The sequence below is a fragment of the Ramlibacter sp. WS9 genome (genome assembly GCF_003797765.1).
Classification (GTDB): Bacteria; Pseudomonadota; Gammaproteobacteria; order Burkholderiales; family Burkholderiaceae_C; genus Ramlibacter.
In genome coordinates this window covers 1-25,806 of the sequence record NZ_RKMB01000042.1, presented here as the reverse complement: position 1 = coordinate 25,806, position 25,806 = coordinate 1, and the positions used below count along the sequence as shown (strand labels likewise).

The 25,806-nt window shown below is 66.1% G+C and carries 22 protein-coding genes; 7 read left to right on the top strand and 15 right to left on the bottom strand.

The window, feature by feature from the left end; genetic code table 11:
• Positions 1-12: 12 nt before the first annotated feature.
• The 11 genes from EEB15_RS31055 to EEB15_RS31005 all read right to left on the bottom strand — a co-directional run bounded on the left by EEB15_RS31055 (position 13) and on the right by EEB15_RS31005 (position 12,281).
• Positions 13-681: an HAD family phosphatase gene (locus EEB15_RS31055; protein WP_141513859.1), complete on the bottom strand. Its 669-nt coding sequence runs from the start codon at positions 679-681 to the stop codon at positions 13-15.
• Positions 678-2,051, bottom strand: coding sequence for an aldehyde dehydrogenase family protein (locus EEB15_RS31050; protein WP_141513858.1), 1,374 nt, complete (start codon positions 2,049-2,051; stop codon positions 678-680). Before EEB15_RS31050 ends, EEB15_RS31055 begins: the two co-directional genes overlap by 4 nt.
• Entirely contained in the window at positions 2,048-2,848 is an 801-nt protein-coding gene (locus EEB15_RS31045; protein ID WP_141513869.1) for a gamma-glutamyl-gamma-aminobutyrate hydrolase family protein, read from the bottom strand. Before EEB15_RS31045 ends, EEB15_RS31050 begins: the two co-directional genes overlap by 4 nt.
• A gap of 8 nt (positions 2,849-2,856) precedes the next feature.
• Positions 2,857-3,990 carry an iron-containing alcohol dehydrogenase gene (locus tag EEB15_RS31040; RefSeq protein WP_141513857.1) on the bottom strand — a complete coding sequence of 378 codons (1,134 nt, stop codon included), beginning with the start codon at positions 3,988-3,990 and terminating at the stop codon, positions 2,857-2,859.
• The gene (locus EEB15_RS31035; RefSeq protein WP_233259697.1) at positions 3,987-4,493 is read right to left on the bottom strand and encodes a GNAT family N-acetyltransferase; all 507 of its coding nucleotides are present in this window, start codon (positions 4,491-4,493) and stop codon (positions 3,987-3,989) included. The genes EEB15_RS31040 and EEB15_RS31035 overlap by 4 nt, the downstream gene beginning before the upstream one ends.
• An 18-nt stretch (positions 4,494-4,511) precedes the next feature.
• Positions 4,512-5,831 carry a M20/M25/M40 family metallo-hydrolase gene (locus EEB15_RS31030; RefSeq protein ID WP_141513855.1) on the bottom strand — a complete coding sequence of 440 codons (1,320 nt, stop codon included), beginning with the start codon at positions 5,829-5,831 and terminating at the stop codon, positions 4,512-4,514.
• A 68-nt stretch (positions 5,832-5,899) separates the two neighbouring features.
• The gene (locus EEB15_RS31025) at positions 5,900-7,273 is read right to left on the bottom strand and encodes a glutamine synthetase family protein (protein WP_141513854.1); all 1,374 of its coding nucleotides are present in this window, start codon (positions 7,271-7,273) and stop codon (positions 5,900-5,902) included.
• A gap of 45 nt (positions 7,274-7,318) precedes the next feature.
• Positions 7,319-8,437, bottom strand: coding sequence for a 2-aminoethylphosphonate--pyruvate transaminase (locus EEB15_RS31020; protein WP_141513853.1), 1,119 nt, complete (start codon positions 8,435-8,437; stop codon positions 7,319-7,321).
• Positions 8,438-8,453: 16 nt separating this feature from the next.
• Complete coding sequence (locus EEB15_RS31015; protein WP_141513852.1) at positions 8,454-10,172, bottom strand: putative 2-aminoethylphosphonate ABC transporter permease subunit; 1,719 nt, start codon at positions 10,170-10,172, stop codon at positions 8,454-8,456.
• A 1-nt stretch (position 10,173) separates the two neighbouring features.
• Positions 10,174-11,226, bottom strand: a complete 1,053-nt coding sequence (locus EEB15_RS31010; protein ID WP_141513868.1) for a putative 2-aminoethylphosphonate ABC transporter ATP-binding protein — start codon at positions 11,224-11,226, stop codon at positions 10,174-10,176.
• A gap of 17 nt (positions 11,227-11,243) precedes the next feature.
• Complete coding sequence (locus EEB15_RS31005) at positions 11,244-12,281, bottom strand: putative 2-aminoethylphosphonate ABC transporter substrate-binding protein (protein ID WP_141513851.1); 1,038 nt, start codon at positions 12,279-12,281, stop codon at positions 11,244-11,246.
• Between the two features lie 113 nt (positions 12,282-12,394).
• Between EEB15_RS31005 and EEB15_RS31000 the strand changes: the two genes are divergently transcribed.
• The 6 genes from EEB15_RS31000 (at position 12,395) to EEB15_RS30975 (ending at position 19,754) form a co-directional block, all read left to right on the top strand.
• The gene (locus EEB15_RS31000; RefSeq protein ID WP_233259696.1) at positions 12,395-13,141 is read left to right on the top strand and encodes a phosphonate utilization associated transcriptional regulator; all 747 of its coding nucleotides are present in this window, start codon (positions 12,395-12,397) and stop codon (positions 13,139-13,141) included.
• Positions 13,125-14,339, top strand: a complete 1,215-nt coding sequence (gene phnA / locus EEB15_RS30995) for a phosphonoacetate hydrolase (protein ID WP_141513849.1) — start codon at positions 13,125-13,127, stop codon at positions 14,337-14,339. The genes EEB15_RS31000 and phnA overlap by 17 nt, the downstream gene beginning before the upstream one ends.
• Positions 14,340-14,476: 137 nt before the next feature.
• Positions 14,477-15,889, top strand: a complete 1,413-nt coding sequence (gene phnY, locus EEB15_RS30990) for a phosphonoacetaldehyde dehydrogenase (RefSeq protein WP_141513867.1) — start codon at positions 14,477-14,479, stop codon at positions 15,887-15,889.
• Positions 15,890-15,908: 19 nt separating this feature from the next.
• Positions 15,909-16,475: a phosphonate degradation HD-domain oxygenase gene (locus EEB15_RS30985; protein WP_141513848.1), complete on the top strand. Its 567-nt coding sequence runs from the start codon at positions 15,909-15,911 to the stop codon at positions 16,473-16,475.
• Positions 16,472-17,317 carry an EamA family transporter gene (locus tag EEB15_RS30980; RefSeq protein ID WP_141513847.1) on the top strand — a complete coding sequence of 282 codons (846 nt, stop codon included), beginning with the start codon at positions 16,472-16,474 and terminating at the stop codon, positions 17,315-17,317. Before EEB15_RS30985 ends, EEB15_RS30980 begins: the two co-directional genes overlap by 4 nt.
• 19 nt (positions 17,318-17,336) lie before the next feature.
• A complete protein-coding gene (locus tag EEB15_RS30975) occupies positions 17,337-19,754 on the top strand; it encodes an FAD-dependent oxidoreductase (protein WP_141513846.1) in 2,418 nt (805 codons plus the stop codon).
• A gap of 9 nt (positions 19,755-19,763) precedes the next feature.
• Here EEB15_RS30975 and EEB15_RS30970 read toward each other — a convergent pair whose 3' ends face one another.
• Positions 19,764-19,979, bottom strand: coding sequence for a hypothetical protein (locus tag EEB15_RS30970; RefSeq protein ID WP_141513845.1), 216 nt, complete (start codon positions 19,977-19,979; stop codon positions 19,764-19,766).
• Positions 19,980-20,104: 125 nt separating this feature from the next.
• On the opposite strand from EEB15_RS30970, the gene fusA reads away from it, so the two are divergent.
• Positions 20,105-22,156, top strand: a complete 2,052-nt coding sequence (gene fusA, locus EEB15_RS30965) for an elongation factor G (RefSeq protein ID WP_141513844.1) — start codon at positions 20,105-20,107, stop codon at positions 22,154-22,156.
• On the opposite strand, the gene EEB15_RS30960 is transcribed toward fusA, so the two are convergent.
• From EEB15_RS30960 to EEB15_RS30950, 3 genes are read right to left on the bottom strand one after another with little or no spacing between them, the layout of a single operon-like run.
• Positions 22,140-22,868: a GntR family transcriptional regulator gene (locus EEB15_RS30960; RefSeq protein ID WP_141513843.1), complete on the bottom strand. Its 729-nt coding sequence runs from the start codon at positions 22,866-22,868 to the stop codon at positions 22,140-22,142. The genes fusA and EEB15_RS30960 overlap by 17 nt on opposite strands.
• Before the next feature lie 59 nt (positions 22,869-22,927).
• Positions 22,928-23,782, bottom strand: a complete 855-nt coding sequence (locus EEB15_RS30955) for a transporter substrate-binding domain-containing protein (protein WP_141513842.1) — start codon at positions 23,780-23,782, stop codon at positions 22,928-22,930.
• Positions 23,783-23,797: 15 nt separating this feature from the next.
• A complete protein-coding gene (locus EEB15_RS30950) occupies positions 23,798-25,123 on the bottom strand; it encodes a C4-dicarboxylate transporter DctA (RefSeq protein WP_141513841.1) in 1,326 nt (441 codons plus the stop codon).
• Positions 25,124-25,806 lie beyond the last annotated feature (683 nt).

Below are 25,806 nucleotides of genomic sequence, written 5' to 3'. Positions count from 1 at the left end.
GACTGCCTGCTCTCAGTGAACTCGCAGAACTGGCCAGCCGCGCTCTTGCGCAATGGACGCCAGCCGAAAATCAGGATCCACCACGACCGGCTCGTCCACCGCTTCCAGCAGCGCCAAGTCATTGATCGAATCGCTGTACGCCGTGCTGTGAAAGCGGGTCAGGCTTTCCGCGCGAGCGTCCAGCCAGTGATGCAAGCGCTCGACCTTGCCTTCGCGCATGTTCAGCGTGCCGCTGGAACGGCCGGTGAAGACGCCGTTCACCACTTCCGGCTCGGTCGCCAGCAGGTGCTCGATGCCGAAATGCTGCGCCGTGAGCTCGGTAATGAAGCGGTTGGTGGCAGTGGTCATCACGACCAGGTCACCCGCGCGTTGATGCTTTTGCACGAGTTCCATCGCAGCTTGGGGAATGCGCGGGATCACCTGCGTCACCAGGAATTCTCGCCGCGTGTCTTCCCACTCCTGCGGCGTCTTGCCCGCCAGTGTGCCGATGTAGAAATCCGCGAACTCCTGCACGCCCACGGTGCCCGCCTTGTAGCGCGCTTCCATGTCGGCATTGCGCGCCGCGAACGTGGTGCGATCGAGCACGCCCTTGTTCATCAGGAAGTCACACCACAACACGTCGCTGTCACCGGACAGCAGCGTGTGGTCCAGGTCGAACAGCGTAAGCTTGGGTTTGTTCACGCGGCCCGCAGGTGCCAGGCGCGGGGCCGGGTGAAGGCTTCGATGCCGTAGGTGGAGAGCGTGAGGCCCACGCCCGAATCGCCGAAGCCGCTCCACGGCAGGCGCGGGCTCACGCGGTCGCAGCAGTTCCAGTAGAGGCTTCCGGCATTGATGCGCGAGAGTACCTTCTGAGCACGCGCCGCGTCGGGCGTGTAGACGCCGGCGGTGAGGCCGTAGCGCGAATCGTTCATCAGCTGCACCGCCTCGTCGTCGCTCGCCACTTTCTGGATGCCGATGAGGGGGCCGAAGCTCTCTTCCTTCATCAGCTCCATCTGGTGGTTGACGTCGCTGAACACCGTGGGCGCATACCAGTTGCCGGGGCCGGGCAGGCGCTGGCCGCCGGTGAGCAGCGTCGCGCCTTTGGCCTTGGCGTCGGCGACCTGTGCTTCGAGCACGTCCAGTTGCGGGGCGCGCGTGATGGCGCCGATGTACGTGTCGTCTTGCATCGGGTCGCCGGCCTTGAAGCCCTTCACCGTTTCCACGAAAGCCGCGACGAAGGCGTCGTGGATCTTCTCGTGCACGTAGATGCGCTCGACCGAGCAGCAGCTCTGGCCCGTGTTGTACATGGCGCCGTCAGCCAGCGATTCGGCGGCGGCTTTCGGGTCCGCGTCGTCGCACACGTAGGTCGGGTCCTTGCCGCCCAGCTCGAGCTGCAGCTTCATGAAGCGCGAGCCCACGGTCTGCGCGATGCGCGCTCCGGTGGCGTAAGAGCCGGTGAAGAAGAGGCCTTCGATCTTCTGCTCCAGCAACGCCGCACCGACTGGGCCGCCGCCGACCAGCGCGGTGAAGACATGAGGCGGCACACCCGCCTCGTGCAGCAGGCGCGCGATCTCCAGCCCAGTGAGCGTCGCGTATTCCGACGGCTTGTAGACGACCGCATTGCCTGTGAGCAGCGCCGGCACGATGACGTTGCAGCCGACGAACCAGGGATAGTTCCAGGCCGAGATATTGCCCACCACGCCCAGCGGCATGTGCTCGATGCGTTCCTTCATGCCGCCTTCGTCGTACACAGTTTCCGGCGCCGTCACCGTGTCGACCATGCCGACGAAAAAATCCAGCCGCGGCAGCAACCCGTTCAACTCGTTGCGCGACATCTTGATGGGCTTGCCCGTCTCGCGCGTCATGGTCTGCGCGAGCGACTCCAGGTCTCGCACCACGCCGGCGCGAAAGCGCTCGATGCAGGCCTGGCGCTCGGAAAGTGGCCGTGCGGCCCAGGCAGGTTGCGCCGCGCGGGCGCGGGCGGTCTTGGCGGCGACGGAGGCCGCGTCGTCGGCCGGCACGTCGGCGATCTTCTCGCCGGTGGCCGGGTTGTAGATGGAGAGATGGTTCATGGGCTTTGCAGTTTGCGTCTGGCGGCGGTGGCGGCGGCGAGGAAGTCCGCCAGCAACGCCGCGTCGTCGATGGTGTCGGAATCGGCCATGTGAAACTCCGGGTGCCATTGCACCGCGGCGATGTAAGGCTTCGTGGAATCGGTGCGGCGGATCGCCTCGACAATGCCGTCGTCGTGGCTCATGGCCTCGATCTCGAAACCGGGGGCCAGGTCCTTGATCGCCTGGTGGTGGATGCTGTTGACCTTGACCCGCGGCCCGTTCGGGTACAGCGCGGCCAGCCGTGAGCCGGGTGCGAACTCCACGCCGTGGAAATTGTTGTCGTAGACCAGAGCGTCGCGGTGCTTGATCGCTTTGGGAATCTGCGTTTCGATGTCCTGGTAGAGCGTACCGCCGTAGGCCACATTCAACAGCTGCAGGCCGCGGCACACGCCGAACACCGGCTTGTCGTGGCGCTCGAACGCGGCGACCAGGTCGATCTCGTATTCGTCGCGGATCTTGTCGCCGGCCCATTTTTCCTGGATCGGCTTTTCGCCATAGCTGAGCGGCGAGACGTCGGCGCCACCGTGCAGCACCAGGCCGTCCAGCCATTGCGCGTAATGGTCCAGCGTGACGTCGCCGCGCTGTGTGGCGCCGGTGGGGCTGGGGATCATCACGGCCATCGCGCCGGTGGACATGACCCAATGCGCGATCGACTGCTCGACGTACTGCAGCGTCTTGCCGGTGAAGAGCTGGCGCGCCGGATCGGCGTGCATGAAGCAGGCCGAGATGCCGATCTTCAGGCGTTCCGCATGCGGCAGGGCGTCCACTACATCGCCTCCTCGAACAGGCGCTTGAAATCGTCGGACGTGCACGGGCGTGGGTTCGTCTGGTGGCAGATGTCGGCCACGGCGATTTCCACCAGGCGCGGCAGGTGCTCGCGCTTGACGCCGTGCTCGCCGAGCTTGCCGGTGATGCCGACGCGGGCCTTCAGCGCGCGCAACCAGGGAATGAACTGCTCGCCGCCGCCCGAGACCTTGCACACTCGCGCCAACTCTTCGAACTTTTCCGGCACCACTTCCTGGTTCCACTCCAGCACCGTGTCGATCATCAGCGCGTTGGCCAGGCCGTGGTGCAAGTCGCAAACAGCGCCCAGCGCGTGCGCGCAGGAATGCACCGCGCCCAGGTCTTTCTGGAAAGCGATGGCGCCCATCATCGACGCCATCATCATGTCGCTGCGCGCTTCGAGGTTGCCGGGTTGCTGCACGGCTGTGACGAGCGACCGGGCGGCAATGCGCGTGCCTTCCAGCGCGATGCCGTCGCACAGCGGGTGGTAGGCAGGCGAGAGGTAGCTCTCGATGTTGTGGGTGAGCGCGTCCATGCCGGTGGCGGCCGTCACATGCGGTGGCAGCGCCAGCGTCAGCTCCGGGTCGGCGAACACGATCTTCGCCAGCACCTTGGGGCTGAAGACGATTCGCTTCAAGTGCGTGTCGTCTTCGCTGATCACCGCCGAGCGGCCGACCTCGGAGCCGGTGCCCGCCGTCGTCGGCATCGCGACGAAATACGGCAGGTCTTTCTCGATCGCGCGCACCTTCGGGTGGTCCCACGCATATTCGATGATGTGGCCATCGTGCGTCGCCGCGATGCCGACAACCTTGGCCACGTCCAGTGCGGCGCCGCCGCCGAAGCCGATGATGCAATCCGCGTTGTGCGCCTGGTAGGCCTTCGCGCCGTCCATCACCTGGCTCGCGGTCGGGTTGCCGAACACGCCTGCGTAGACAGCGACGTCCAGGCCTGCGAGATGGCTCTTGAATTCCGCCAGCACGGGCAACGCGCCCAGCGCCTTGTCGGTGACGATCAGCGGGCGCTTCAGGCCCTGCGACTGAAGATGCTTGGCGACTTCCTTGCGTGCGCCCGCGCCGAAGCGGATGGAAGTGGGAAATGAAAAACCGGTGATGCTCATGATGTTGCCGTCAGGTCCAGGTACATGTGATTCTTGCCGTAGGCGCGCCCGCCCACTTTGATCGCGCGCGGCTCCACGCCGAAGGAACGGAAGCCGCAGTGCTCGTAGAGCCGGATGGCGCCGTCGTTGCCGTCGGTGACCGTCAGCACGATCGATTCCAGGCCGCTCGCGCGCGCTTCCGCCAATAAGGCCTCTACCAGCGCGCGCCCGATGCCACGCCCGGACTGCTCAGGCGCCACATACATGCCGATCAGCGTGGCCTTGTGGCGGCATTTGATGCGCAGCTCGGGCTCCAGGCCGACGTAGCCGAGCAGCACCGAATTTTCGAATGCGCCCCAGAACTTGAGGTGCGCCGAGGTGAAGCGCTTTTCCATGTCGGCGAACGACTGCTGCTCCAGCTCTTCGTAGCTGGTGGTGAACGCTTCGGGGTGATCGCGAAAAGAGCGCAGGCGCAGCGCGCGGTAGGCGGGAGCGTCGGCGATTGTGAGGCGGCGGATCTGCATGGTTGGCATCTGTCCAGGTCAGAGCCGCGTCAGGCGGTAGATCAGCAGGGCAGCGCGGATCGCGCCGCGTTCGATGGACGCGATCTCCAGGTCTTCGTCGTCGGTGTGTGCGCCGCTGCCGGCCGCGCCGAGACCGTCGATGCCGGTGGTGTAGGGCGCGACGAACTGCACGTCGCCCGCGCCGCGCATGGACGGATCGAGCGTGCCGATGGGCCCCAGGCCGGCGTCTTCGCTGGCCTTCGAATAGAGCGCGATCAGCCCGCGGCCCGCGTCCGTCGGCGGCATCGGCGGATATCCATCGCGGAAGGTGATCGTCGCGGTGGTTCCCGGGAGGTTCGCCGCCACGATGTCGCGCATGCGGGCCTTGACGCGTTCGCCCTGCTCGGGCGTGAGGAAGCGCAAATCTCCGCGCACCTGGAAATCCCGCGCGATCACATTGGTCTTGCCGAACGCGGTGCCGGTAGCGGTGTCGTCCGCGTAGGTGATGCTCGTGCCGCCAGTGGCGAGGCCCGGGTTGAACGTCAGGCTCGGCTCCATCAGCTGTTCGCGAAAGGCGTTCAGGATGCGCGCGCCTTCGTACACGGCGCCGTAACCCGCGTTCGGCGAGAACACGCCGGCGGAGTGGCCGGGCCGGCCGCGCGCGGTGAGCACCCAGCCGCCCGACGAGCGCCGCGCGATGCTGGCCATGTCGGTGCCGCCCACCTTCGCGCTGCCTTCGAACGACAGCGCGTAATCGCTGCGCTTGGCCATCTCCACCATCTCGGACCGCGCGCGCTCCAGTGGCGCGCCGGTACGCTCCTCGTCGCCGGTGAGGATCGCCTCGATGCGCGTCTTGTCGAGCGCGCCCGCGGCGGCCAGCGCACGCAGCGCCTCCAGCATGATGACGTTGCCGCCCTTCATGTCGCCCACGCCCTGGCCGCGCACGCGGTCGCCGCGGCGCTCCCACGGGACCACGGCGCTGTCCTTCTCGAAGACGGTGTCCAGGTGGCCCAGCAGCAGAACGCGCTTGCCTTGCCCACCATCGCGTGCAGCGATGAGGTGCCCCGCGCGCTTCATCTCGGGCGGCATCTCGGCCCAGCGCGTCGAAAAACCCAGCGCTTCGAATTCCGCCCGGAACACCGCGCCGACGCTGCGCACGCCTTCTGGATTGAGCGTGCCGCTGTTGATGCGCACCGAACGCTCCAGCAGTTCGAGCGCCTGCGGTGTGCGCTGCTTGACCGCGGCCACGATGCGCTGCTCGGTGTCGGTGAGTTGGGCGTGGGCCGCGGTCGCAGCGAAACAGAGCAGCAAGGCCGATGCCAATCCCCATCGCTTGTCATGCCGTGCTTGACCCGGCATCCATCGTGGCCTGCCAGCATGGATTGCGGGTCGAGCCCGCAATGACGGATTGGACGGTGACCGCTGCATCAGATGATCTCGAAGTAGCGCTTCAATTCCCAATCCGTCACCCCGTCCAGCCACTGGCGCCATTCCCAATCGCGGGTGGCGGCGAAGTGCTCGACGAACGTGTCGCCCAGCATCTCGCGGGCGATCTTCGAATTGCTGAAGTTGCGCGTGGTCTCGATCAGCGTGCGCGGCGCACGCGGGATGTTCTCCGCGCCCTGGTTGGTACCGGTGATCGGCGGGGCGGTGAGCTTGAGGCCCTTCTCCACGCCATACAGGCCGGCCGCGATCACGGCCGCCATGGCGAGATACGGGTTGACGTCGGCGCCCGGGCACCGCGTTTCCAGCCGCGTGGATTTCACCCCGCCCGCGATCACGCGAAAGCTCGCGGTGCGGTTGTCGATGCCCCAGGTCGGCTTGACGGGTGCCCAGAAACCGTCCACCAGCCGTTTGTAGCTGTTGATGGTCGGCCAGAACATGGGGGCGAATTCCATCAGGCACGCGACTTGCCCGGCCACGTAGCTCTCGAAAAGCTTGCTCATCTTGCGCGGGCTCTTGGCGTCGTAGAACTGGTTGGTCTTGCCGTCGGAAAGGCTCTGATGGATGTGGCCGCTGCATCCGGGCAGCGCTGAATTCCACTTCGCCATGAAGCTGGGCATGATGCCGAAGCGCGCGCCGATCTCCTTGGCACCGGTCTTGAACAGGATGGCGCGGTCGGCCTGCGCCAGCGCTTCGGAAAAGCCCAGCGCCGCCTCGTAGACGCCGGGCCCGGTCTCGGTGTGCAGCCCTTCGATCGGCACGCCGAAAGCCTGCATCTCGTCCATGATGGCGTTGAAGAACTCGCGGTTCTGGTTCACGCGCAGCAGCGAATAGCCGAACATCCCCGGCGTCAGCGTTTCGGGCGCCACACCTTTCTTGGCGGCCCAGCTCTGCGGCGTCTCCAGGAAGTTGAACCACTCGTATTCCATGCCCGTCATCACCTGGAAGCCCAGCTTCTCGGCGCGTTTGAGCACTCGCTTCAAGGTCTGGCGCGGACACACGGGATAAGGCGTTCCGTCGGCGTTGATGAACTCGCCCAGGAAGAAGTCGATGCCGCCGTCCCACGGGACGTTGCGGTGCGTGTCCAGGTCGAGCCGGGCCAACGCATCCGGAAAGCCGTGCTGCCAGCCGGTGACCTGCGTGTTGTCGTAGACGTTGTCGCTGGAGTCCCAGCCGAACACCACGTCGCAGAAGCCGAAGCCCCCTCCTGGCCCTTGATCGGCGGCGCCCTCGAACTTGTCCTTGTGCAGGTACTTGCCGCGCAGCACGCCGTCGATGTCGCTGCACGCGACCTTGACCTTGTTCGCGCCGGACTTGCGGATCTTCGCAAGGGCGGGATGGGTTTTCGCAGTCGCCATTTTTGTCTGCTCTCCTGTTGTTCTTGGATTCTTCTTTGCGTTGCTCTAGATCGCTGGTTCCCCGGAGGCGATGCCCATGTCCTCCAGCACCAGCGCCACGGCTTGCACGGCCTGCTCCATTTCATCGGGGCCAATGGCTCCGATACAGCCTACGCGAAAAGTTTCGACCTGTGTGAGCTTGCCCGGATACAGAATGAAACCCCGCTGGCGCGCTGCCGCGTAGAACGCCTTGAAGTCATAGCGCGGGTCGCCCGGCGCGTGGAACGTCACGATGATCGGCGCCTGCACCGACGGGTCGAGAAACGGCATGAAGCCCAGCCGTGACATGCCGTGGATCAGCGTCTGGTAGTTGGCGGTGTAGCGGGCGAGCCGCGCCGGCTGGCCGCCTTCGGCCTCGAACTGCGTGATCGCCTCGGCCAGCGCCACGACAACGTGGGTCGGCGGCGTGAAGCGCCACTGCCCGGTCTTCTCCATGTAGCTGTGCTGGTCGTGCAGGTCCATCGCCAGCGACTGGCTGCGCCCGGCGCAGCCGTCCAGCACAGCCTTGCGGATGAAGACGAAGCCCATCCCGGGCACGCCTTCCAGGCACTTGCCGCTGGCGGCGATCAGCGCATCGAACCTGGTTTCGCGCGCGTCGATCGGCAGCGCGCCGAACGAACTCATCGCGTCGACGATCAGGCCCTTGTCGTGCTTCGCGCAGACATCCGCGACCGCCTGCAGCGGGTTCCAGACGCCCGCGCCGGTCTCGCAATGGATGAGGACGACATGGGTGATGCTCTTGTCTTCGGTGAGCTTCGCTTCCAGCGCCACCGGCGACACCGGCGTGGCCTCGTCGAACGGCATGACCGTGCAGCTGCGGCCCATCAGCGAGGTGAGCTTCGCGGCGCGCTTGCAGTACGCGCCGTTGTCCATCACCAGCACGTGTCCGTCGCGCGGCACCAACGTGGCGACCGCGGCCTCGACGCTGAAAGTGCCGCTGCCCTGCATCGGTACGACGACGTGCGAGTCTTCGCCGTGGATGACCTTGAGCAGGCTGCGCCGCACCCGCGCCGTCACTTCATTAAAGTCGCTGTCCCACGAGCCCCAGTCGCGCAGCATGGCGAGCTTGGTGCGCAGCGTCGTGGTGAGGGGGCCGGGGGTGAGGAGGATTTTGTCTCGGTCCATGTCACGTACTTCCTGTCTATCTATCGGTGGAACGCCAGGCCTGGGTGCGTCGGTTGACCCACCAGCCCAGCGTCATGAAGATCAGCGTGGCAACGGCCGACGCGGCACCGATCAACACCGCCATCGCGGCAGCGGCGCCGATCTCGCCCGCCTCATCCAGGTTGAGGATGGCGATCGACGCGACCTTGGTCTCGGGCGAATACAAGAACACCACGGCCGAGATCGTCGTCATGGCGTTGATGAAGAAGTAGCGCGCGATGTCCACCAGCGCAGGCGTGCAGATCGGCAGCGTCACGCGCCAGAAGGTCTTGAAGAACGGCACCTTGAGCGAGGCGCTGACGGCCTCGAACTCGCCGTCGAGGGCCTTCAGCGCCGTCACTGCCGTGAGGTGGCCCGTGGTGTAGAAGTGGACGATGGTGCAAAGCGTGAGCAGCGTCACCGTGTGGTACAGGCCGTTGAGCGGATTCTTCGGCTCGTTGAAGAAGAAGATGTAGCCCAGGCCCAGCACCAGGCCGGGCACGGCCATCGGCAACATGGCAAGCAATTTCACGATGCCTCGCAACCCGTCCATGCCCTTGGTTTTTTCCAGCAGGTAGGCGCCGCAGAACACCAGAGCCGTGCCGAACACCGCCGTGCCCGCCGCCATCTTTAGGCTGTTGACGAAGGCCACGCTCACTTCGGCGTCCACCAGGCCGAGCGCGTAGTGGCGCAGGCTGGGCGAGAGGTTGTACGGCCAGAAGCTCGCGAACGAAGCGAAGATGGCCATGCCCAGCATCGCCAGCACCAGGAAGGCAATGAGTGAGCAGTAGAGCGTCATCGCCGCGTCGTACTTCGGCGCGGGCTTGGGCCGGTACGGGACGGCGCGTGCGGTGAGCATGGCCGTCTGCCTGCGGCTCACATAGCCGTCCACCGCGAAGGTGATGATGGCCGGCGCCAGCAGCAGAATGGCCACCACCGCGCCCTTGGAAAAGTCCTGCTGGCCGATCACCAGCTTGAACACGTCGGTGGCCAGCACATTGAAGCTGCCGCCGATGACCTTGGGGATGCCGAAGTCGGTGATCACCAGCGTGAAGGTGACGAGCGCCGCCGAGATCAGCCCGTACTTGGCGCCGGGCAGGGTGATGGTGAAGAACTTGCGCGCAGCGGTGGTGCCCATGGCATCCGCCGCTTCGTACAGGCGCGCGTCGGACAGGCTGAGCGCCGTCACCAGGATCATCAGCGCATGCGGGAACACCGCGAAGCATTCCGCGATGACGATGCCGGGCGCGCCGTAGATCTCGGTCCAGCCGAATGCCGTCATCCAACCCTTGAAGACGCCCTGGTTGCCGAACCAGTAGATGAGCGAAATGGCCGACAGCAGCGAGGGTGCGAGTAGCGGGATGAGCGTGATGCCGCGAAACAGCGGCTTGAACGGCATCAGCGATCGGGTGAGCGCATAGGCGAAGCCGAAGGCCAGCGGCACCGCGACGATCGTGACCACCGCAGAAACCCAGACGCTGTTCCACAAGCTGTTGAGCAGCGAGGGTGTTTTAGCGTACTCGATGAAGTTCGTGAGGCCCACGAACTCTTCCTGCTTGCCCTGCACCGCCTGCAGCAGGATGGTGAGCAGCGGCAAGGCCAGGAAGGCGACCAGCATCAGCGCCACCACCAGCAGCGCGATGTGCGCGATGCGGTCGGTCCAGTGGGCCGACTGCTTGACCGGGGCTGCGTGGGCAGCCGGCAGGACCGCAGCCATTTCAGAACACCTTGATGCGCTCGGGCAGCAATTTCAGCTTGAGCGGCGAGCCGACTTCCAGCGATTGCTCCGACAGGTAGTTGAGCGACAGGTACACCGTGAGCTTGTTCGAATCGAGCGCGGGCGAGCCGACCTTCACGTGGCAGTACGAGCCGAGAAACTCGATTTTCTCGATGCTGGCGTCGAACACATGCGGGTCACCATCGGCGATCGGCCGGGCCAGCACGTCCTCCGGGCGCAGGTAGAGGCGCGCCTCACGGTCAGCACCTTCGCACGGAATACGCAGTGCGCCCACCCTCAGCTCGCCGCCCGCCACCTTGGCCGGCAGCACGTTGACCTTGCCCACGAAGTCGGCGACGAAAGGCGAGGCCGGCTCGCGGTAAATGTCCATGGGCGTGCCGACCTGTTCGATCACGCCGTGGTTCATCACCACGATGCGGTCGGCCACCGACAGCGCCTCTTCCTGGTCGTGCGTGACCATGATGGTGGTGACGCCCACCTTCTGCTGCAACGCGCGGATTTCCTGGCGCAGCCGCACGCGCTCCAGCGCATCGAGCGCGGACAACGGCTCGTCGAGCAGCAGCAGGCCGGGTGACGTGGCGAGCGCGCGCGCCAGGGCGATACGCTGCTGCTGGCCGCCGGAGAGCTGCGCGGGGTATTTGCCTTCACTGCCCGGCAAGCCCACCAGCTTGACCAGCTCCATCACGCGCTTGTGAATTTCCGCTTTCGGCGTCTTGCCATTCACCAGCCCGTAGGCGACGTTGTCGGCGACGCTGAGGTTGGGGAACAGCGCGTAGCTCTGGAACACGATGCCGTAGTCGCGCTGCGCCGGCGGCAGCGTGGAGATGTTGCGGCCGCCCTGCCAGACTTCGCCAGAGGTCTGCACTTCCAGCCCGGCAATGATGCGCAGCAGCGTGGTCTTGCCGCAGCCCGAGGGCCCGAGGAAGCACACGAACTCGCCTTGGCGGATGCCCAGGTCGATGTCGTGCAGGGCCGTGAAGCCGCCGAAGTCCTTGCGGATGCGGCGCAGTTCGAGGAGCAGGTCCGCGGTCACCCTCTCGTCTTCCCGGCTCAACGCTTCTCGGACTTCGCGTTGTAGCGCTTGTTCCACTCGGTCAGGATGCGGTCCCGGTTGCTGGCGGCGTAGCTGAAGTCCATCTTGGTCAGGCGCGCCTCGTAGTCGGCCGGGATGTTGGCCAGCTTGGGCGCGACGCCCGGCTGCGCGGTGATGGCGAAATTCTTGCCGTACAACAGCATCGCGTCCTTGCTCGACGCCCAATCCGCGAGTTTCTTGGCGGCGTCCATCTTCTTGGTGCCTTTGTGGATGCCGAACGCTTCCAGGTCCCAGCCCAGGCCTTCTTTGGGGAACACCAGGTCGATGGGCGCGCCCTTGGCCTTGTTGCTGTGGCCGCGGTATTCGAAGGAGATGCCCACCACGTATTCGCCGGCCGCGGCCATGTTGCAGGGCTTGGAGCCCGAGTGCGTGTACTGGCCGATGTTGTCATGCAGGCCGTCCATGTATTTCCAGCCGCCGCCCTTGCCGGCGTCGTCGCCGAACATCGACAGCCAGGCGATGACGTCGAAGTAGCCGGTGCCCGACGACGCCGGATTGGGCATCACCACCTGTCCTTTGTAGACGGGCTTGAGCAGGTCCTTCCAGGTTTCGGGCTTGGGGATGTTGCGCTTTTGCGCTTCGACCGTGTTGAAGCAGACCGTCGCGCCATACACGTCCATGCCCCACCAGGCCGGCGGATTCTTCGCGTCGCGGTACTTGGACATGATGGCGTCCAGGTTCAGCGGGGCATAGGGCTCCAGCATCTTGTTTTGGTCGAACAGCGCCATGCCGGTGGCGGCCACGCCCCAGATCACGTCGGCCTGCGGGTTGTTCTTCTCGGCGAGCAGCTTGGCGATGATCACGCCCGTCGAGTCGCGCACCCACTTGATCTCGATGTTGGGCTCGACCCGGTTGAACGCCTCCTGGTAGGCCTTGATCTGGTCCGTCTCCAGCGCGGTGTAGACCAGCAACTGGGTTTTCTGGGCGAAGGCGCCGGCGGCAAATGCCGCGAGGCCGGCCAGCAGGAAGGACTTCATGACGAACGAACGACGCATGGGAGGCTCCTCAAGGACAGGTTGTGAATTGATTGGACGACGGACCTTATATGTTGTCAATTGTTTTTTGCAGATTGTTGACAATCCAAAAAAATGCTGCTTTGATGTGGGGCATGAACGCTCTCTTGCACCCCACGATCGCACTGCTGCAAAGCAGTTCGCTGACCAATGTGGTGCAGCAGGAAATCGAAAAGGCCATCCTGCAAGGCGAATACGCCCCCGGCAGCAAATTGATCGAAGCGACGCTGGCGCAGAAGATGGGCGTGTCGCGCGGGCCCGTGCGCGAGGCCTTCCGCATGCTCGAAGAGGCGGGCCTGGTGCGCAACGAGAAGAACCGCGGTGTCTTCGTGCGCGACATCCCGATCGACGAGGCGGTGGAAATCTTCGACCTGCGCGCCGCGATGGATGAACTGGTCGGCCGCAAGCTGGCGCGCGACATCACGCCCGCGCAATCGAAAGAGCTTAAGGGCCTGGTCGATTCGATGGAGAAAGCGGTGAAGGCCGAAGACGCCTACAACTACCACCTGCTCAATCTCAAGTTCCATGACCGGCTGGTGGAAATGGCGGGCAACAGCAAGCTCACCGCGATCTACCGCAAACTGATCAAGGAACTGTCGCTGTTCCGGCGGCTGAACCTGGCCGACGGCTGGCTGCTGCCTATCTCCGCCAGCGAGCATCGCCAGATCATCAAGGCCATCGCCTCGGGCGACCCGGACGCCGCGGGCAAGGCCATGTTCGCCCACGTGATGGACAGCAAGGAGCGCACGATCGAGAACGACCTGCGCCGCCAGGAGCGTGTGCGGCAACGCGAGATCGCGGCGGCAAAAAGCGGAAAGGGCACCCGTGCTGAACGTCAATAACCGCAGCTACAAGCTGCCCACCTCGCCCACCGTCGTCGTCTGCGTCGACGGCTGCGAGCCCGACTACCTGGCGCAGGCCGTGGCCGGCGGCCACATGCCCTGGTTGAAGCGGACATTGGCGAACGGTACGGGGCTGATCGCCGACTGCGTGGTGCCCAGCTTCACCAACCCCAACAACCTGTCCATCGTCACCGGTGCGCCACCCAGCGTGCACGGCATCTGCGGCAACTACCTGTACGACCAGGCCAGTGGCACCGAGGTGATGATGAACGACCCGAAGTGGCTGCGCGCGCCCACGCTGCTGGCGGCGCTGGCCGATGCGGGCAAGTCGGTCGCTGTCGTCACCGCCAAAGACAAGCTGCGGCGCCTGCTCGGGCACCAGATGAAGGGCATCTGCTTTTCTTCCGAAAAGTCCGACGAGGCGACCGTGGCCGAGAACGGCATCGACGGCGTTCCCGCGCTGGTCGGCATGGCCGTGCCCAGCGTGTACAGCGCGGAGTTGTCCGAGTTCGTCTTCGCCGCCGGCGTGAAGCTGATGGCGACGCGCAGGCCTGACGTGCTGTACCTGTCCACGACCGACTACGTTCAGCACAAGCACGCGCCCGGCGCGCCAGGTGCCAATGCCTTCAACGCGATGATGGACGGCTACCTGGCGCAACTCGACGCCATGGGCTGCGTCATCGCGCTCACCGCCGATCACGGCATGAACGCCAAGGTGGCGCTGGACGGCACGCCCGATGTCATCTACCTGCAGGACTGGTGCGACACGCAGCTGGGCGTGGGCAAGGCGCGCGTCATACTGCCGATCACCGACCCTTACGTTGTGCACCACGGCGCGCTGGGCTCATTCGCCACCATCTACTTGCCGGCCGATGTCGAAGCGGGGCCTGTCGTCGGCCAATTGCGCCGGCACCGGAACATGGAAATGGTGCTGACGCGCGAAGAAGCGGCGCGGCGCTTCGAGTTGCCGGCCGACCGCATCGGGGACATCGTCTGCGTCTCCGGGCGCTTCACCGTGCTCGGGACGTCGGTCAGCCGGCACGACCTCTCGGGCCTCGATGCACCACTGCGTTCGCATGGCGGTATCAGCGAGCAGCACGTACCGCTGATCCTCAACCGCAAGCTGCCGGGGCTGGACACGACCCGCCGGCTGCGGAATTTCGATGCGTTCGATCTGGCGTTGAACTATGCGCAATAGCCGCATGCGGATGTCTTCACGTAGGGTGGGCACTTGTGCCCACCGGCAATCATGCAGCCTCCCTGGTGGGCACAAGTGCCCACCCTACGGGGGGTGACTGCGTGAAGCAATTCATTCTCGACCACCAGCTCGACGCGATGCGCATCGCCGGCCGCAAGGTCGGCGCGGGCCGCGACCGCGCCATCGAGGTGTCCAACCCCTTCACCAACGAGCGAATCGGCACCGTACCCAAGGCGACGCTGGACGAAGTGCGCGAAGCTTTCACCACGGCCCACGCCTTCCGGCCCAGGCTCACCCGTTTCGAGCGCGCCGACATCCTCAACAAGGCCGCCGCCATCGTCCGCGAGCGGCTGGACGACGTCTCGCGCCTGATCACCGCCGAATCGGGCCTGTGCCTGAAGGACTCGCTCTACGAGGCCGGCCGCGTCAGCGACGTGCTGCTGTTCGGCGCCACCGAAGTGCTCAAGGATGACGGCCAGATCTTCAGCTGCGACCTGACGCCGCACGGCAAGAAGCGGCGCGTGTACACGCAGCGCTCGCCGCTGCTGGGCGTGATCACCGCCATCACGCCGTTCAACCACCCGATGAACCAGGTGGCGCACAAGGTGGTGCCCAGCATCGCGACCAACAACCGCATGGTGCTCAAGCCCTCGGAGAAAGTGCCGTTCTCGGCGATCTTCTTCGCGGACATCCTGTACCGAGCGGGCCTGCCGCCGGAGATGCTGAGCGTGGTCACCGGCGACCCGCGCGAGATCGCCGACGAGCTGATCACGAACGAGCATGTCGACCTGGTCACCTTCACCGGCGGCGTCGCCATCGGCAAATACATCGCGAGCAAGGCCGGCTACCGCCGCGTCGTGCTGGAGCTGGGCGGCAACGACCCGATCATCGTGATGGAGGACGCCGACCTCGACGAGGCGTCCACGCTGGCCGTGCAGGGCTCGTACAAGAACTCGGGGCAAAGGTGCACGGCCGTCAAGCGCATGCTGGTGCACGAGGCCGTGGCGGCGAAGTTCACGGAGCTGGTGGTGGACAAGACCCGCGCCTGGAAACACGGCGACCCGATGGACAAGGCCAGCGACATGGGCACCGTGATCGACGACCACGCCGCCAAGCTGTTCGAATCTCGGGTGGATGAGGCGGTCTCGCAGGGTGCCCGGCTTCTCGCGGGCAACCAGCGGCAAGGCGCGATGTACTCACCCACCGTCCTGGACAATGTGCGCCCCGAGATGACGCTGGTGCGCGAGGAGACGTTCGGCCCGGTCTCGCCGATCATCCGCTTCAAGTCCATCGAAGAAGCGATCGCCATTTCCAACGGAACGGCCTATGGCCTGTCCAGCTCCGTCTGCACCAACCGGCTCGACTACATCACCCGCTTCGTCAGCGAGCTGCAGGTCGGCAGCGTCAACGTGCGCGAAGTACCGGGCTACCGGCTCGAGCTCACGCCCTTCGGCGGCATCAAGGATTCGGGCCTGGGCTACAAGGAAGGCGTGCAGGAGGCGATGAAGAGCTTCACCAACCTCAAGACCTACTCGCTTCCCTGGGAGTGAGTCTTCCATTACTGCTGACATGGCCCTGACCTTTCGTGATATCGAAGAGCTCTTCGCCGAGCGCGGCGGCGAGCAGTACGCCGGCGAGCCGGTCACGCAGCTGCAGCACGCGCTGCAATGCGCGCAACTCGCCGAAGCCGAGAACGCCGGCGACGAACTGGTGACGGCCGCCCTGCTGCACGACCTGGGCCACCTGCTGCACGACCTGGGCGAGACGCCCAGCTTGCGCGGCGTGGACGACGTGCACCAGTACCGCGCGCTGCCCTTCCTGCGCGGCCTGTTCGGCGACAGCGTGATCGACGCCATCAAGCTGCACGTCGACGCCAAGCGCTATCTTTGCGCCACGCGTCCCGGCTACTTCGCGGCGCTGTCGGACGACTCCAAGCGTTCACTGGGCCTGCAAGGCGGCATCTTCAACGAAGGGCAGGCCGAGGCCTTCATCGCCCAGCGCGGGGCGGCCGACGCGGTGCGCGTGCGCATCTGGGACGACCAGGCCAAGGCCGCGGGCCTGGCCACGCCGTCGCTGGCCCATTACCTGGAACGAGCGCGCCGCTGCGCCCTGGCTGCGAGCGAGCAGCTTTCATGACCCTCACCTGGCCGGTGGTGGCGGCCGTGCTGGTCGGCGCGCTGCTGCACGCCAGCTGGAACGCGCTGGTCAAGGCTAGCGCCGACAAGGCTTTGGACACGGCGACGATCCACGTGGTCGGCTCGCTGCTGGCCGTGCCACTCATCCTCCTGGTCGGCTGGCCGCCCGCGGCCGCCTGGCCGTTCATCCTCGCTTCGGCCGCGATCCACATCGCCTATTACATCGCGCTCACCGGGGCCTACAAGCACGGCGACCTCGGGCTGACCTATCCGCTGATGCGCGGCACGGCGCCGCTGCTGGTGGCGCTGTCGGCGGCGACGGTGCTCGGCGAGACCTTGTCGCCGCTGTCGTGGGCCGGTGTGCTGGGCGTGAGCTGCGGCGTGCTGGCACTCGGCCTGTCGCGCCACGCGATCGATTCGCCGCGTGCGGTCGCGTTCGCCCTGGCCAACGCGGTGGTGATCGCGCTCTACACCGTCGTGGACGCGCTGGGCGCGCGTGCCAGCGGCAATGCGCTCCAGTACGTCGTGGCGCTGTTCGTCATCGACGGCTGGCCGTTCGCGCTGATCGTGTTCATGCGGCGCGGCGGCCCCGTCGTGTGGCCCTACGTGCGCGCGCGCTGGCCGATCGCGGCGATGGGCGCGGCCGCGTCACTCGGCTCCTACGGCATCGCACTCTGGGCCATGACGCGCGCGCCGGTCGCGACGGTGGCGGCATTGCGTGAGACATCGGTGCTGTTCGCGGCGCTGCTGGGTGTCTGGTTCCTGAAGGAAAAATTCAATGCGCAACGCGTGGCGGGCACGGCGGCCATCGTCGGCGGCGTGATGGCCCTGCGAATGGGCTGACCGCAAAGGAGACACCCCGATGGATTTGCCTATCCAAGCCCAGATCGTCATCGTCGGCGGTGGCATCGTGGGCTGCTCGGTCGCCTACCACCTGGCCAAGCTCGGCAAGACCGACGTACTGCTGCTGGAGCAGGGCCAGCTGACCAGCGGCACCACCTGGCATGCCGCGGGGCTGGTCGGCCAGATGCGCCCCAACCGCAACATGACGCAAATGAGCAAGTACGGCATCGAGCTGTACGCCACGCTCGAAGCGGAGACCGGGCTGGCCACCGGCTGGAAGCAGTGCGGCAGCGTCAACGTCGCGCGCACGCCCGAGCGCATGCAGGTCTTGCGCAAACAGCTCGCGATGGCACGCAGCTTCGGCGTCGAGTGCCAGGAGATTTCGCCGGCCGAAGCGGGGGAACGGTATCCCGTCATGCGCACCGACGACCTGCAAGGCGCGCTCTGGCTACCCGGCGACGGCAAGGCCAATCCGGCCGACCTGTGCATGTCGCTGGCCAAGGGCGCGCGCAAGCGGGGTGTGAAGATCATGGAAGGCGTGGAGGTCACCGGCGTGCTGACGGAGCAGGGCCGCGTGACGGGCCTGCGCACCACGCAAGGTGAAGTGCGCTGCGAAGTGCTGGTGAACTGCGCGGGCCAATGGGCGCGGCAATTCGGCGCGCTGGCCGGTGTGAACGTGCCGCTGTACTCGGCGGAGCATTTCTACGTCGTCACCGGCCTGATCCCCGGCGTGCACCCCATGCTGCCGGTGATGCGCGACCCGGACGGGTTCATCTACTACAAGGAAGAAGTGGGCGGGCTGGTGATGGGCGGCTTCGAGCCGAAGGCCAAGCCCTGGAAGATTCATCCTATTCCCAGCACCTTCCAGTTCCAGCTGCTGGACGAGGACTGGGACCAGTTCGAGGTGCTGATGACCAATGCCATGCACCGCACGCCCTGCCTGGAAACGGCCGAAATCAAGATGCTGCTCAATGGGCCGGAGAGCTTCACGCCCGACGGCAATTTCATCCTGGGCGAAGCGCCCGAGCTGCGCAATTACTTCGTGTGCGCCGGCTTCAATTCGGCCGGCATCGCCAACTCGGGCGGTGCGGGCCGGCTGATGGCCGAATGGATCGTAGGCGGGGAGCCCAGCACCGACCTGTGGGACGTGGACATCCGCCGCTTCGGCCCCTTCACCGGCAACCGCAAGGCCCTGGCCGAGCGCACCGGCGAGACGCTGGGCCTGCACTACGCGATGCGCTGGCCGCGGCAGGAGCTGGAGACCGCGCGGCCGCTGCGCACTTCGCCGCTCTATGACCTGTTGTCGGCGCGCGGCGCCGAGTTCGGCAGCAAGAACGGGTGGGAGCGGGCGAACTACTTCAAGCCGCCGGGCGTGGCGCGGCCGGAGTACACGCTGGGCACGCCGGGCTGGCTGCCCTGGATGATCGAGGAACAGAAGGCGACGCGCGAAGCGGTGGCGCTCTACGACCAAACCTCATTCTCCAAGCTGTTGCTGCAAGGCCGCGATGCGCTGGCGCTGCTGCAGCGGCTGTGCGCGAACGAGATGGATGTGCCCGTCGGCAAGATGGTCTACACGCCCATGCTCAACGAGCGCGGCGGCATCGAGAGCGATTTGACGGTGATGCGGCAGGCGGCAGACCGCTTCCTCATCGTCACCGGCTCGGCCCAGGCCACGCGCGATGCCGACTGGATCACGCGGCACATCGCCACCAACGAGCACGCCATCCTCACCGACGTCTCGGCGCTGTACTGCGTTCTGTCGGTGATGGGCCCCAAGGCACGCGAGCTGTTGGCGCGCGTGAGCCCGGACGACCTGTCGCCCGAGGCGCTGAAATTTTCCTGGACGAAAGAGATCGACGTCGGCTTCGCCCGCGTGCGCGCTGCAAGGATGAGCTACGTCGGTGGGCCGGGGTTCGAGCTGTATGTGCCGGTCGAGATGACACGGCATGTCTACCTGGCGCTGGTCGAGGCGGGTCAGGGGCTGGGCCTGCGCGATGCCGGCTACTACGCGCTCGACGCCCTGCGCATCGAACAGGGCCGCCGCGCCTGGGGCGCCGAGCTGGGCCCGGATGAAACGCCGTGGGAAGCTGGCCTGGGTTTCAGCGTCAAGCTGGACAAACCCACCGCATTCATCGGCCAGGCGGCGTTGCGCGCCACCAAGGATCAGCCCTTGCGCAAGAAGCTGGTCACACTGGTCGTGCAGTCGCCCGCGTATGTGTGGGGCGGCGAGACCATCCTGCTGGACGGCGAGCCGGTGGGCGAAATTTCATCGGCGGGCTACAGCCCGTTGGCGGAAGCGTGTGTGGCGTTAGGCTACGTGCGCGGCGACGACGCGAACCGCGTGCATGACGGCACGCCCGCGCAGCTCGAACTGTGGGGCAAACGGATTCCCGTGTTGGTGTACGACCGCTGGCCGCCGGCGGCAAGGCCGCAATGACAGGCAACGCTAACCTGCGCGGTCTTCCTTCGGCGGGGCGCTGTTCGATTCCGGCTCGGGGTCTTCGCCATGGTGCGCCGCGGCGCTGATGTGGCTGTCGGAGAACTCGTTGAACTGCCGCTGCAGCATCTTGCGTTGCAGCGAGCGCCCCAGCTCCTTGGTGTAGTAGGCCACCTCGAATTCTTCCCGTGGCGCCTTGCCGTCCCTGTCTTTTGGCGATGTCATCGATCAAGAATAGCGGGCGAGCGCTCACGTGATGTAGGACGATGCCCACGGTCGGGCTCGGACGGCTTCCCTCGCTCGCCTGCCCGGCTTAACATGTGCCGACGTTCCCCAGAGGAGAGCACGCAATGCCTACACCCGCGGAAATAGCCGAGCTGCGCACGCTGGCCCTGGTCGGACCGGCGACAGCCGGCAAGACCAGCCTGGTGGAGGCGCTGCTCTGGAAGGCCGGCGCCATCGGCGCGCCGGGCAGCGTGGAGCGCGGCTCCACCGTCAGCGACCACGACGCGCTCGAGAAAAAGGCGCAACGATCGCTCAACTCGTCGCTGGTGCACTTCCGACATCGAGGCATCCATGCGCACGTCATCGACACGCCCGGCGCGCCGGATTTTCTGGGGCAATCGCTGCCCGCGCTCGAAGCGGTGGAAACCGCGGCGGTGGTGATCAGTGCCACCGCCGGCGTCGAGCCGATGGCCGCCCGCATGATGAACTGGGCGGCGCAGCGCGAGCGCGACCGCATCATCGTCGTGAACAAGATCGACGCGCAGGGCGTGAACCTGGAAGCGCTGGTGGCGCAGATCCAGGCCGCGTTCGGCAAGGAGTGCCTGCCGGTCAACCTGCCGGCCGAGCGCGGCGCCAAGGTGGTGGACTGCTTCTACAACATGGCGCAGAACGGCGTCACGCCGGACTTCTCGTCGGTGGAGCAGGCGCATCGCGCCCTGGTGGAGCAGGTGGTCGAAGTGGATGCCGCCTTCGTCGAGCGCTACTTGAACGATGGCGACGTCGACCCGCAGGAGCTGCATGCGCCGCTGGAGCAGGCACTGCGCGAAGGCCACCTGATCCCGATCTGCTTCGTCTCCGCGCGCACCGGCGCCGGCGTGCCCGAGCTGCTGGACGTGATCGCGCGGCTGCTACCCGATCCGACCGAAGCCAACCCACCGGCCTTCCTCAATGGCGAAGGCGCGGATGCCAAGCCGCTGAAGGCCGAGCCGGACCCGAAGCAGCACGTGCTGGCCCATGTGTTCAAAGTGACGCAGGACCCTTACGTCGGCAAGATGGGCGTGATCCGCGTGCACCAGGGCACGCTCGCTACTGGCATGCAGCTGTACGTGGGCGATGCGCGCCGACCCTTCAAGGTCGGCCACCTGTTCTCGCTGCAGGGCAAGGAGTTCAAGGAAATTCCGCGTGCGCTGCCCGGTGACCTGTGCGCGATCGCCAAAGTGGAAGAGCTGCATTTCGACGCCGTGCTGCACGACGCGGCGGAAGACGATCACATTCACCTGAAGCCGCTGGAGTTTCCGGTGCCGGTGCACGGCCTCGCCATCGAGCCCAAGCGGCGCGGCGACGAGCAGCGCCTGCACGACATCCTGATCAAGCTGGTGAGCGAAGATCCGTGCCTGAAGCTGGAACATGCGGCCAGCACCAACGAAACCGTGGTGTACGGCCTGGGCGAGCTGCACCTGCGCACGCTGCTGGAACGGCTGACCGAAGTGCACAAGTGCGAGGTCAATACCCGCCCGCCCCGCATCGCCTATCGCGAAACCATCACCGCGCCGGCCGAGGGCCACCATCGCCACAAGAAGCAGACCGGCGGGGCCGGCCAGTTCGGCGAGGTGTTCTTGCGCGTCGAGCCGCTGCCACGTGGCACGGGCTTCGAGTTCGTCGACCAGGTCAAGGGCGGCGCCATTCCCTACAACTTCATGCCGGCGGTGGAGAAGGGCGTGCGGCTGGCATTGGAGGCAGGCGTGGTCGCGGGCTACCCGGTGGTGGATTTGCGCGTGGTGGTCTACGACGGCAAGCACCACACGGTGGACAGCAAGGAGATCGCCTTCATCCAGGCCGGCAAGAAGGCGGTGCAGGCGGCGGTGCAGGCCGCGCGGCCCAGCGTGCTGGAGCCGATCGTCAACGTGGAGATCCAGGCGCCGGAACAGCACATCGGTGACATCACGGGGGATCTCGCGTCACGGCGCGGCCAGGTGAGCGGCACGACCTCCTCGACTGGCAGCCTCGCGGTGGTCGCGCAGGCGCCTCTGTCGGAGCTGGCGAGTTATCAATCGCGCCTGAATGCGCTGACCGGCGGCCAGGGCCGCTACACCATCGTCTTCAGCCACTACGAAGCGGTGCCGCCCACCGTGCAGCAGCAACTGGCTTCGCAATACCGCGTCAAGGACGACGCGTAGCCTTCTTCGCCGGCGCGGTGGCAGGTGCGGGTGCGGGTGCGGCCAACGGCGCGAGCGTGCGCCGCAGCCGCTCGCCGGGGCCGGTCTTGGCGGGCACGGCGTCCAGCGCGTGCTCCACGTTGCCGATGTGTTCCAGCATGCGTTTTTCAGCGAGGGCGCGGTCGCCTTTTTCCAGCGCGCGAACGATGGCGGCGTGTTCCGCGCACGACTCCGCGGCGTCGTGCTTCGACTGGTAGAGCGTGGCCGCGAGCGTGGTGCGGGCCGTCAGGTCGCGCAGCACGTCGACCAGCAGCTTCTGGCCCAGGCTTTCGGCCAGGCAGACGTGGAAGTCGGCCAGCAGGAATGCGCGCGTCGCCGGGTCGGCTTCGTCGATCGCCTGCTTCTCGCGCTCGATGTGCTGGCGCAGCTGGCGCATCGCCGACTGCAGCGGCTTGCCCGCGTCGCGCAGGATGCCCGCCTCGATGATGCGGCGGGCCGAGAAAGCGTCCTGCGCCTGCTCGAAGGAAGGCTCGACCACGTACCAGCCCTTGCGCGTGCGCACTTCGACGAAACCGCGCGCCTGCAACTGCATGAGGGCTTCGCGCACCATCGTGCGGCTGACACCGAACAGTGCCGCCAGCTCCTGCTCGCCCAGGCGATCGCCCGGCGCGAGCTTTTGCGCCAGGATGGATTCGACGACCTGCTGTGCGATCTGGGTCTGGCTGGTGGCCATGGTTCTTTCGAAGGGGACGGCGCGATTCTAGGGCTCATCTCCGCGCGCGCGTTGCGGCATCACGTGACGGGTTTGGCGCGCGAGAAGAAGTCGCGCGGCAGCGTCGCCTTGAACCACACCATGGCGTTGATCATCAGCGCCTGCGAGTCGCCCGCCTCCAGCAGGAAGCGGTTGACCCGCGCCAGCAGCCGCGCCTCGTTCTTGCGCACGCCGATGTGGCAGGGACTGTCCTTGAGCAGCAGCACGCGCTGCGTTCGGTCGCGCGCCTGCACGTCCTTGATCGATTCGATGACCACGTTGCCGGCGGCCAGGTATTCGATCTGGTTCTTGAGATACGCATCGATGATGGCCGCGGAATTTTCGTAGCGCACGATCTCGGCATCGGGCACCTTGCGCACGAGCTCCTCCTCGTCCAGGCTGCCCTTGGTGACGCCGATCCGCTTGCCCTTGAGCGACGCACCTTCGGTTTTGGGCGGCGGGCCGAACACGCCGATGTAGAGCGGCGCGTAGGCCTGGGAGAAGTCGATCACCTTCTCGCGCTCCGGATTCTTGCCCAGGCTGGCGATGACCAGGTCCACCTTGCCTTCCTGCAGGAACGGCAGGCGCTGCGGGCTGGCCACCGGCACGATCTCCAGCCGTACCTTGAGGTCCAGCGCCAGCATGCGTGCGATGGCGATGTCGTAGCCTTCGGGGATGCCGTCGCGCAGGTAGCCGAACGGCGGAAACTCCTTGGGCACCGCCACGCGCAGCAGGCGGCTGGTCATGATCTGGTCCAACTGGTCCGGCAGCGCACCCGGCTTGCCGATGGCTTGCGCCCAACTGGCGGGGGATGACAGCGTGGCCATCGAAGCAATGGCGCCCGCGGCAGCCGCGACGAGCGAGCGGCGCGCGGGGGAGACAGGCTTGGACTGCATGGTTGTTCTCCTCGTTTACGCGGCGGCCACTGCCGCAGGGGTGGGATTCGCCGCGCCGTTCGGCGCTTCGAGGGCCGGCACGTCGGCGCCGTCCAGCACCTGGTGCGCACGCTCTCGGTCGATGTCGCCTTCCCATGCCGCGACGGCGACGGTGGCCACGCAGTTGCCGATCAGATTGCCCAGCGCGCGCGCGATGCCCATGAACCAGTCCACCGACAGCACCAGCACCAGGCCAATGGCGGGGATCGCGGGAATGGCCTGCAATGTGGCCGCCAGCACCACGATGGCCGAGCCGGGAACGCCGTGTGCGCCCTTCGAAGTGACCAGCGAGATCGCGAGGATGGTGAGCAAATCGGCCATCGAGATCGGCGTGTTGGTGGCCTGTGCGATGAAGACCGCCGCCAGCGTGATGTAGATCGAGAACGCGTCCAGGTTGAATGAGTAGCCGGTGGGGATGACCAGGCCGACGGTCGAGTCGCGGATGCCCATGTGCTTGAGCTTGGCCATCACCTGCGGCAGCACGCTGTCGGACGAAGTGGTGGCAAACACCACGGCCAGCTCCTCGCGCAAGTAGCGCAGCAGCTTGAAGAGCGAGAAGCCCGAGAACCGCATGATGCCGCCCAGCACGATGGCGACGAACAGGAAGACCGCGGCGTAGAACAGCACGACCAGCTGGCCCAGCTGCTTGAGCGAGCCGAGCCCGTACTTGCCCACGGTGAAAGCGATGGCGCCCAGCACGCCCAGCGGTGCCAGCTTGATGATGATGCCCATGGTCTTGAACAGCACATGCGACATGTCCTCGATAAAGCCGCTGACCTTGGCGCCGCGTTCGCCCAGCATCGCCAGCGCGCAGCCGAACAGCACCGCGAACAGCAGCACCTGCAGCACGTCGCCGTTGGCGAAGGCACTGATGGCCGTCGTGGGGATGAGCTTCATCAGGAACTCCACCGTCCCACCGCCGGTGAGCTTGCTCGCGTTGTCGACATAGGCGCCCATGGCCTTGGCGTCGAGCATCTTGGGATCGACGTTCATGCCGGCGCCGGGCTGGAACACGAAGGCCAGCACTAACCCTAGCGCCAGCGCCACGGTGGTCACGAGTTCGAAGTACACCAACGACTTCACGCCCACCCGGCCGACCCGCTTCAGATCGCCGGCCCCGGCGATGCCGTGCACCACGACGCAGAAGACGATCAGCGGAATCAGCATCTTGATGAGCTTGATGAAGGCGTCGCCCAACGGCTTGAGCTGGACGGCCTGCTGCGGCCAGAGGAAGCCGACCAGCACGCCGATGGCGAGCGCCAGCAGCACCTGGCCGAAGAGGGAACGAAAAAATCGGGGCATCGCGGATCTCCTGCGAAGGGTGAATTGACGGACCACACAAGAATTCATATCTTGTATGCAAGCAATGTAGGCAAGACTGCGCGGAATTTCTCCAGGGTTTTCCCGGGGGCGTTGCATCGCAAAAGGTCAAAACAGATTCACCGTGGGACTTGTTTTTTGGTTCGTCGCTGATTTCCGGGGAGTGCTTGTCCTGCTTTGCGTTCCTGAACCTCGCGGCAAAGCTGTGCGTGGGCGGGCTGCGGCGCGATGGCTACGGCGTTCGGCATCGCCTGCTTCGCAAGCTCCTGCCGAATCCCTTGCGCCGGGAGACCCCGCGACCCGCGCGAAAAAACTCGCCTCCGCTACGCTGCGACTCAAACAATTTTCGCGAGCATGAAACGGTCGCACGGCTGAAGCCGTGCTGGGTCGCGGGGTCACCCGCCGCAAGCGCCTGGGCTTTATTCGCGCCGCAGCCCGCCCACGCACAGCTTCGCAAACCATCGAGGCACGCCGCCGGTGGACGGCCAACGCTTCACCTGTTCGCCCCAACATTGGCGCGCCACCGCTGGCACGCCACCATCTCACTGCAACGCCGTGCATGGCCGGGCCGCGGCGCGAATAAAGCCCAGGCGCCCGCGGTGGACGGTCTTGCGGCCCAGCGTCGCTTGCGACGCGACCGTCTCATGCTCGCGGCACCTGTTTGA

Excerpts from the sequence above, each read along its gene's own strand:
- EEB15_RS31050 (WP_141513858.1), bottom strand. The coding sequence starts at position 2,051 with ATGAACCATCTCTCCATCTACAACCCGGCCACCGGCGAGAAGATCGCC.
- EEB15_RS31040 (WP_141513857.1), bottom strand. The coding sequence starts at position 3,990 with ATGAGCATCACCGGTTTTTCATTTCCCACTTCCATCCGCTTCGGCGCG.
- EEB15_RS31035 (WP_233259697.1), bottom strand. The coding sequence starts at position 4,493 with ATGCAGATCCGCCGCCTCACAATCGCCGACGCTCCCGCCTACCGCGCG.
- EEB15_RS31030 (WP_141513855.1), bottom strand. The coding sequence starts at position 5,831 with ATGCCGGGTCAAGCACGGCATGACAAGCGATGGGGATTGGCATCGGCC.
- EEB15_RS31025 (WP_141513854.1), bottom strand. The coding sequence starts at position 7,273 with ATGGCGACTGCGAAAACCCATCCCGCCCTTGCGAAGATCCGCAAGTCC.
- EEB15_RS31020 (WP_141513853.1), bottom strand. The coding sequence starts at position 8,437 with ATGGACCGAGACAAAATCCTCCTCACCCCCGGCCCCCTCACCACGACG.
- EEB15_RS31015 (WP_141513852.1), bottom strand. The coding sequence starts at position 10,172 with ATGGCTGCGGTCCTGCCGGCTGCCCACGCAGCCCCGGTCAAGCAGTCG.
- EEB15_RS31005 (WP_141513851.1), bottom strand. The coding sequence starts at position 12,281 with ATGCGTCGTTCGTTCGTCATGAAGTCCTTCCTGCTGGCCGGCCTCGCG.
- EEB15_RS31000 (WP_233259696.1), top strand. The coding sequence starts at position 12,395 with ATGAACGCTCTCTTGCACCCCACGATCGCACTGCTGCAAAGCAGTTCG.
- phnY (WP_141513867.1), top strand. The coding sequence starts at position 14,477 with ATGCGCATCGCCGGCCGCAAGGTCGGCGCGGGCCGCGACCGCGCCATC.
- EEB15_RS30985 (WP_141513848.1), top strand. The coding sequence starts at position 15,909 with ATGGCCCTGACCTTTCGTGATATCGAAGAGCTCTTCGCCGAGCGCGGC.
- EEB15_RS30980 (WP_141513847.1), top strand. The coding sequence starts at position 16,472 with ATGACCCTCACCTGGCCGGTGGTGGCGGCCGTGCTGGTCGGCGCGCTG.
- EEB15_RS30975 (WP_141513846.1), top strand. The coding sequence starts at position 17,337 with ATGGATTTGCCTATCCAAGCCCAGATCGTCATCGTCGGCGGTGGCATC.
- EEB15_RS30970 (WP_141513845.1), bottom strand. The coding sequence starts at position 19,979 with ATGACATCGCCAAAAGACAGGGACGGCAAGGCGCCACGGGAAGAATTC.
- fusA (WP_141513844.1), top strand. The coding sequence starts at position 20,105 with ATGCCTACACCCGCGGAAATAGCCGAGCTGCGCACGCTGGCCCTGGTC.
- EEB15_RS30960 (WP_141513843.1), bottom strand. The coding sequence starts at position 22,868 with ATGGCCACCAGCCAGACCCAGATCGCACAGCAGGTCGTCGAATCCATC.
- EEB15_RS30955 (WP_141513842.1), bottom strand. The coding sequence starts at position 23,782 with ATGCAGTCCAAGCCTGTCTCCCCCGCGCGCCGCTCGCTCGTCGCGGCT.
- EEB15_RS30950 (WP_141513841.1), bottom strand. The coding sequence starts at position 25,123 with ATGCCCCGATTTTTTCGTTCCCTCTTCGGCCAGGTGCTGCTGGCGCTC.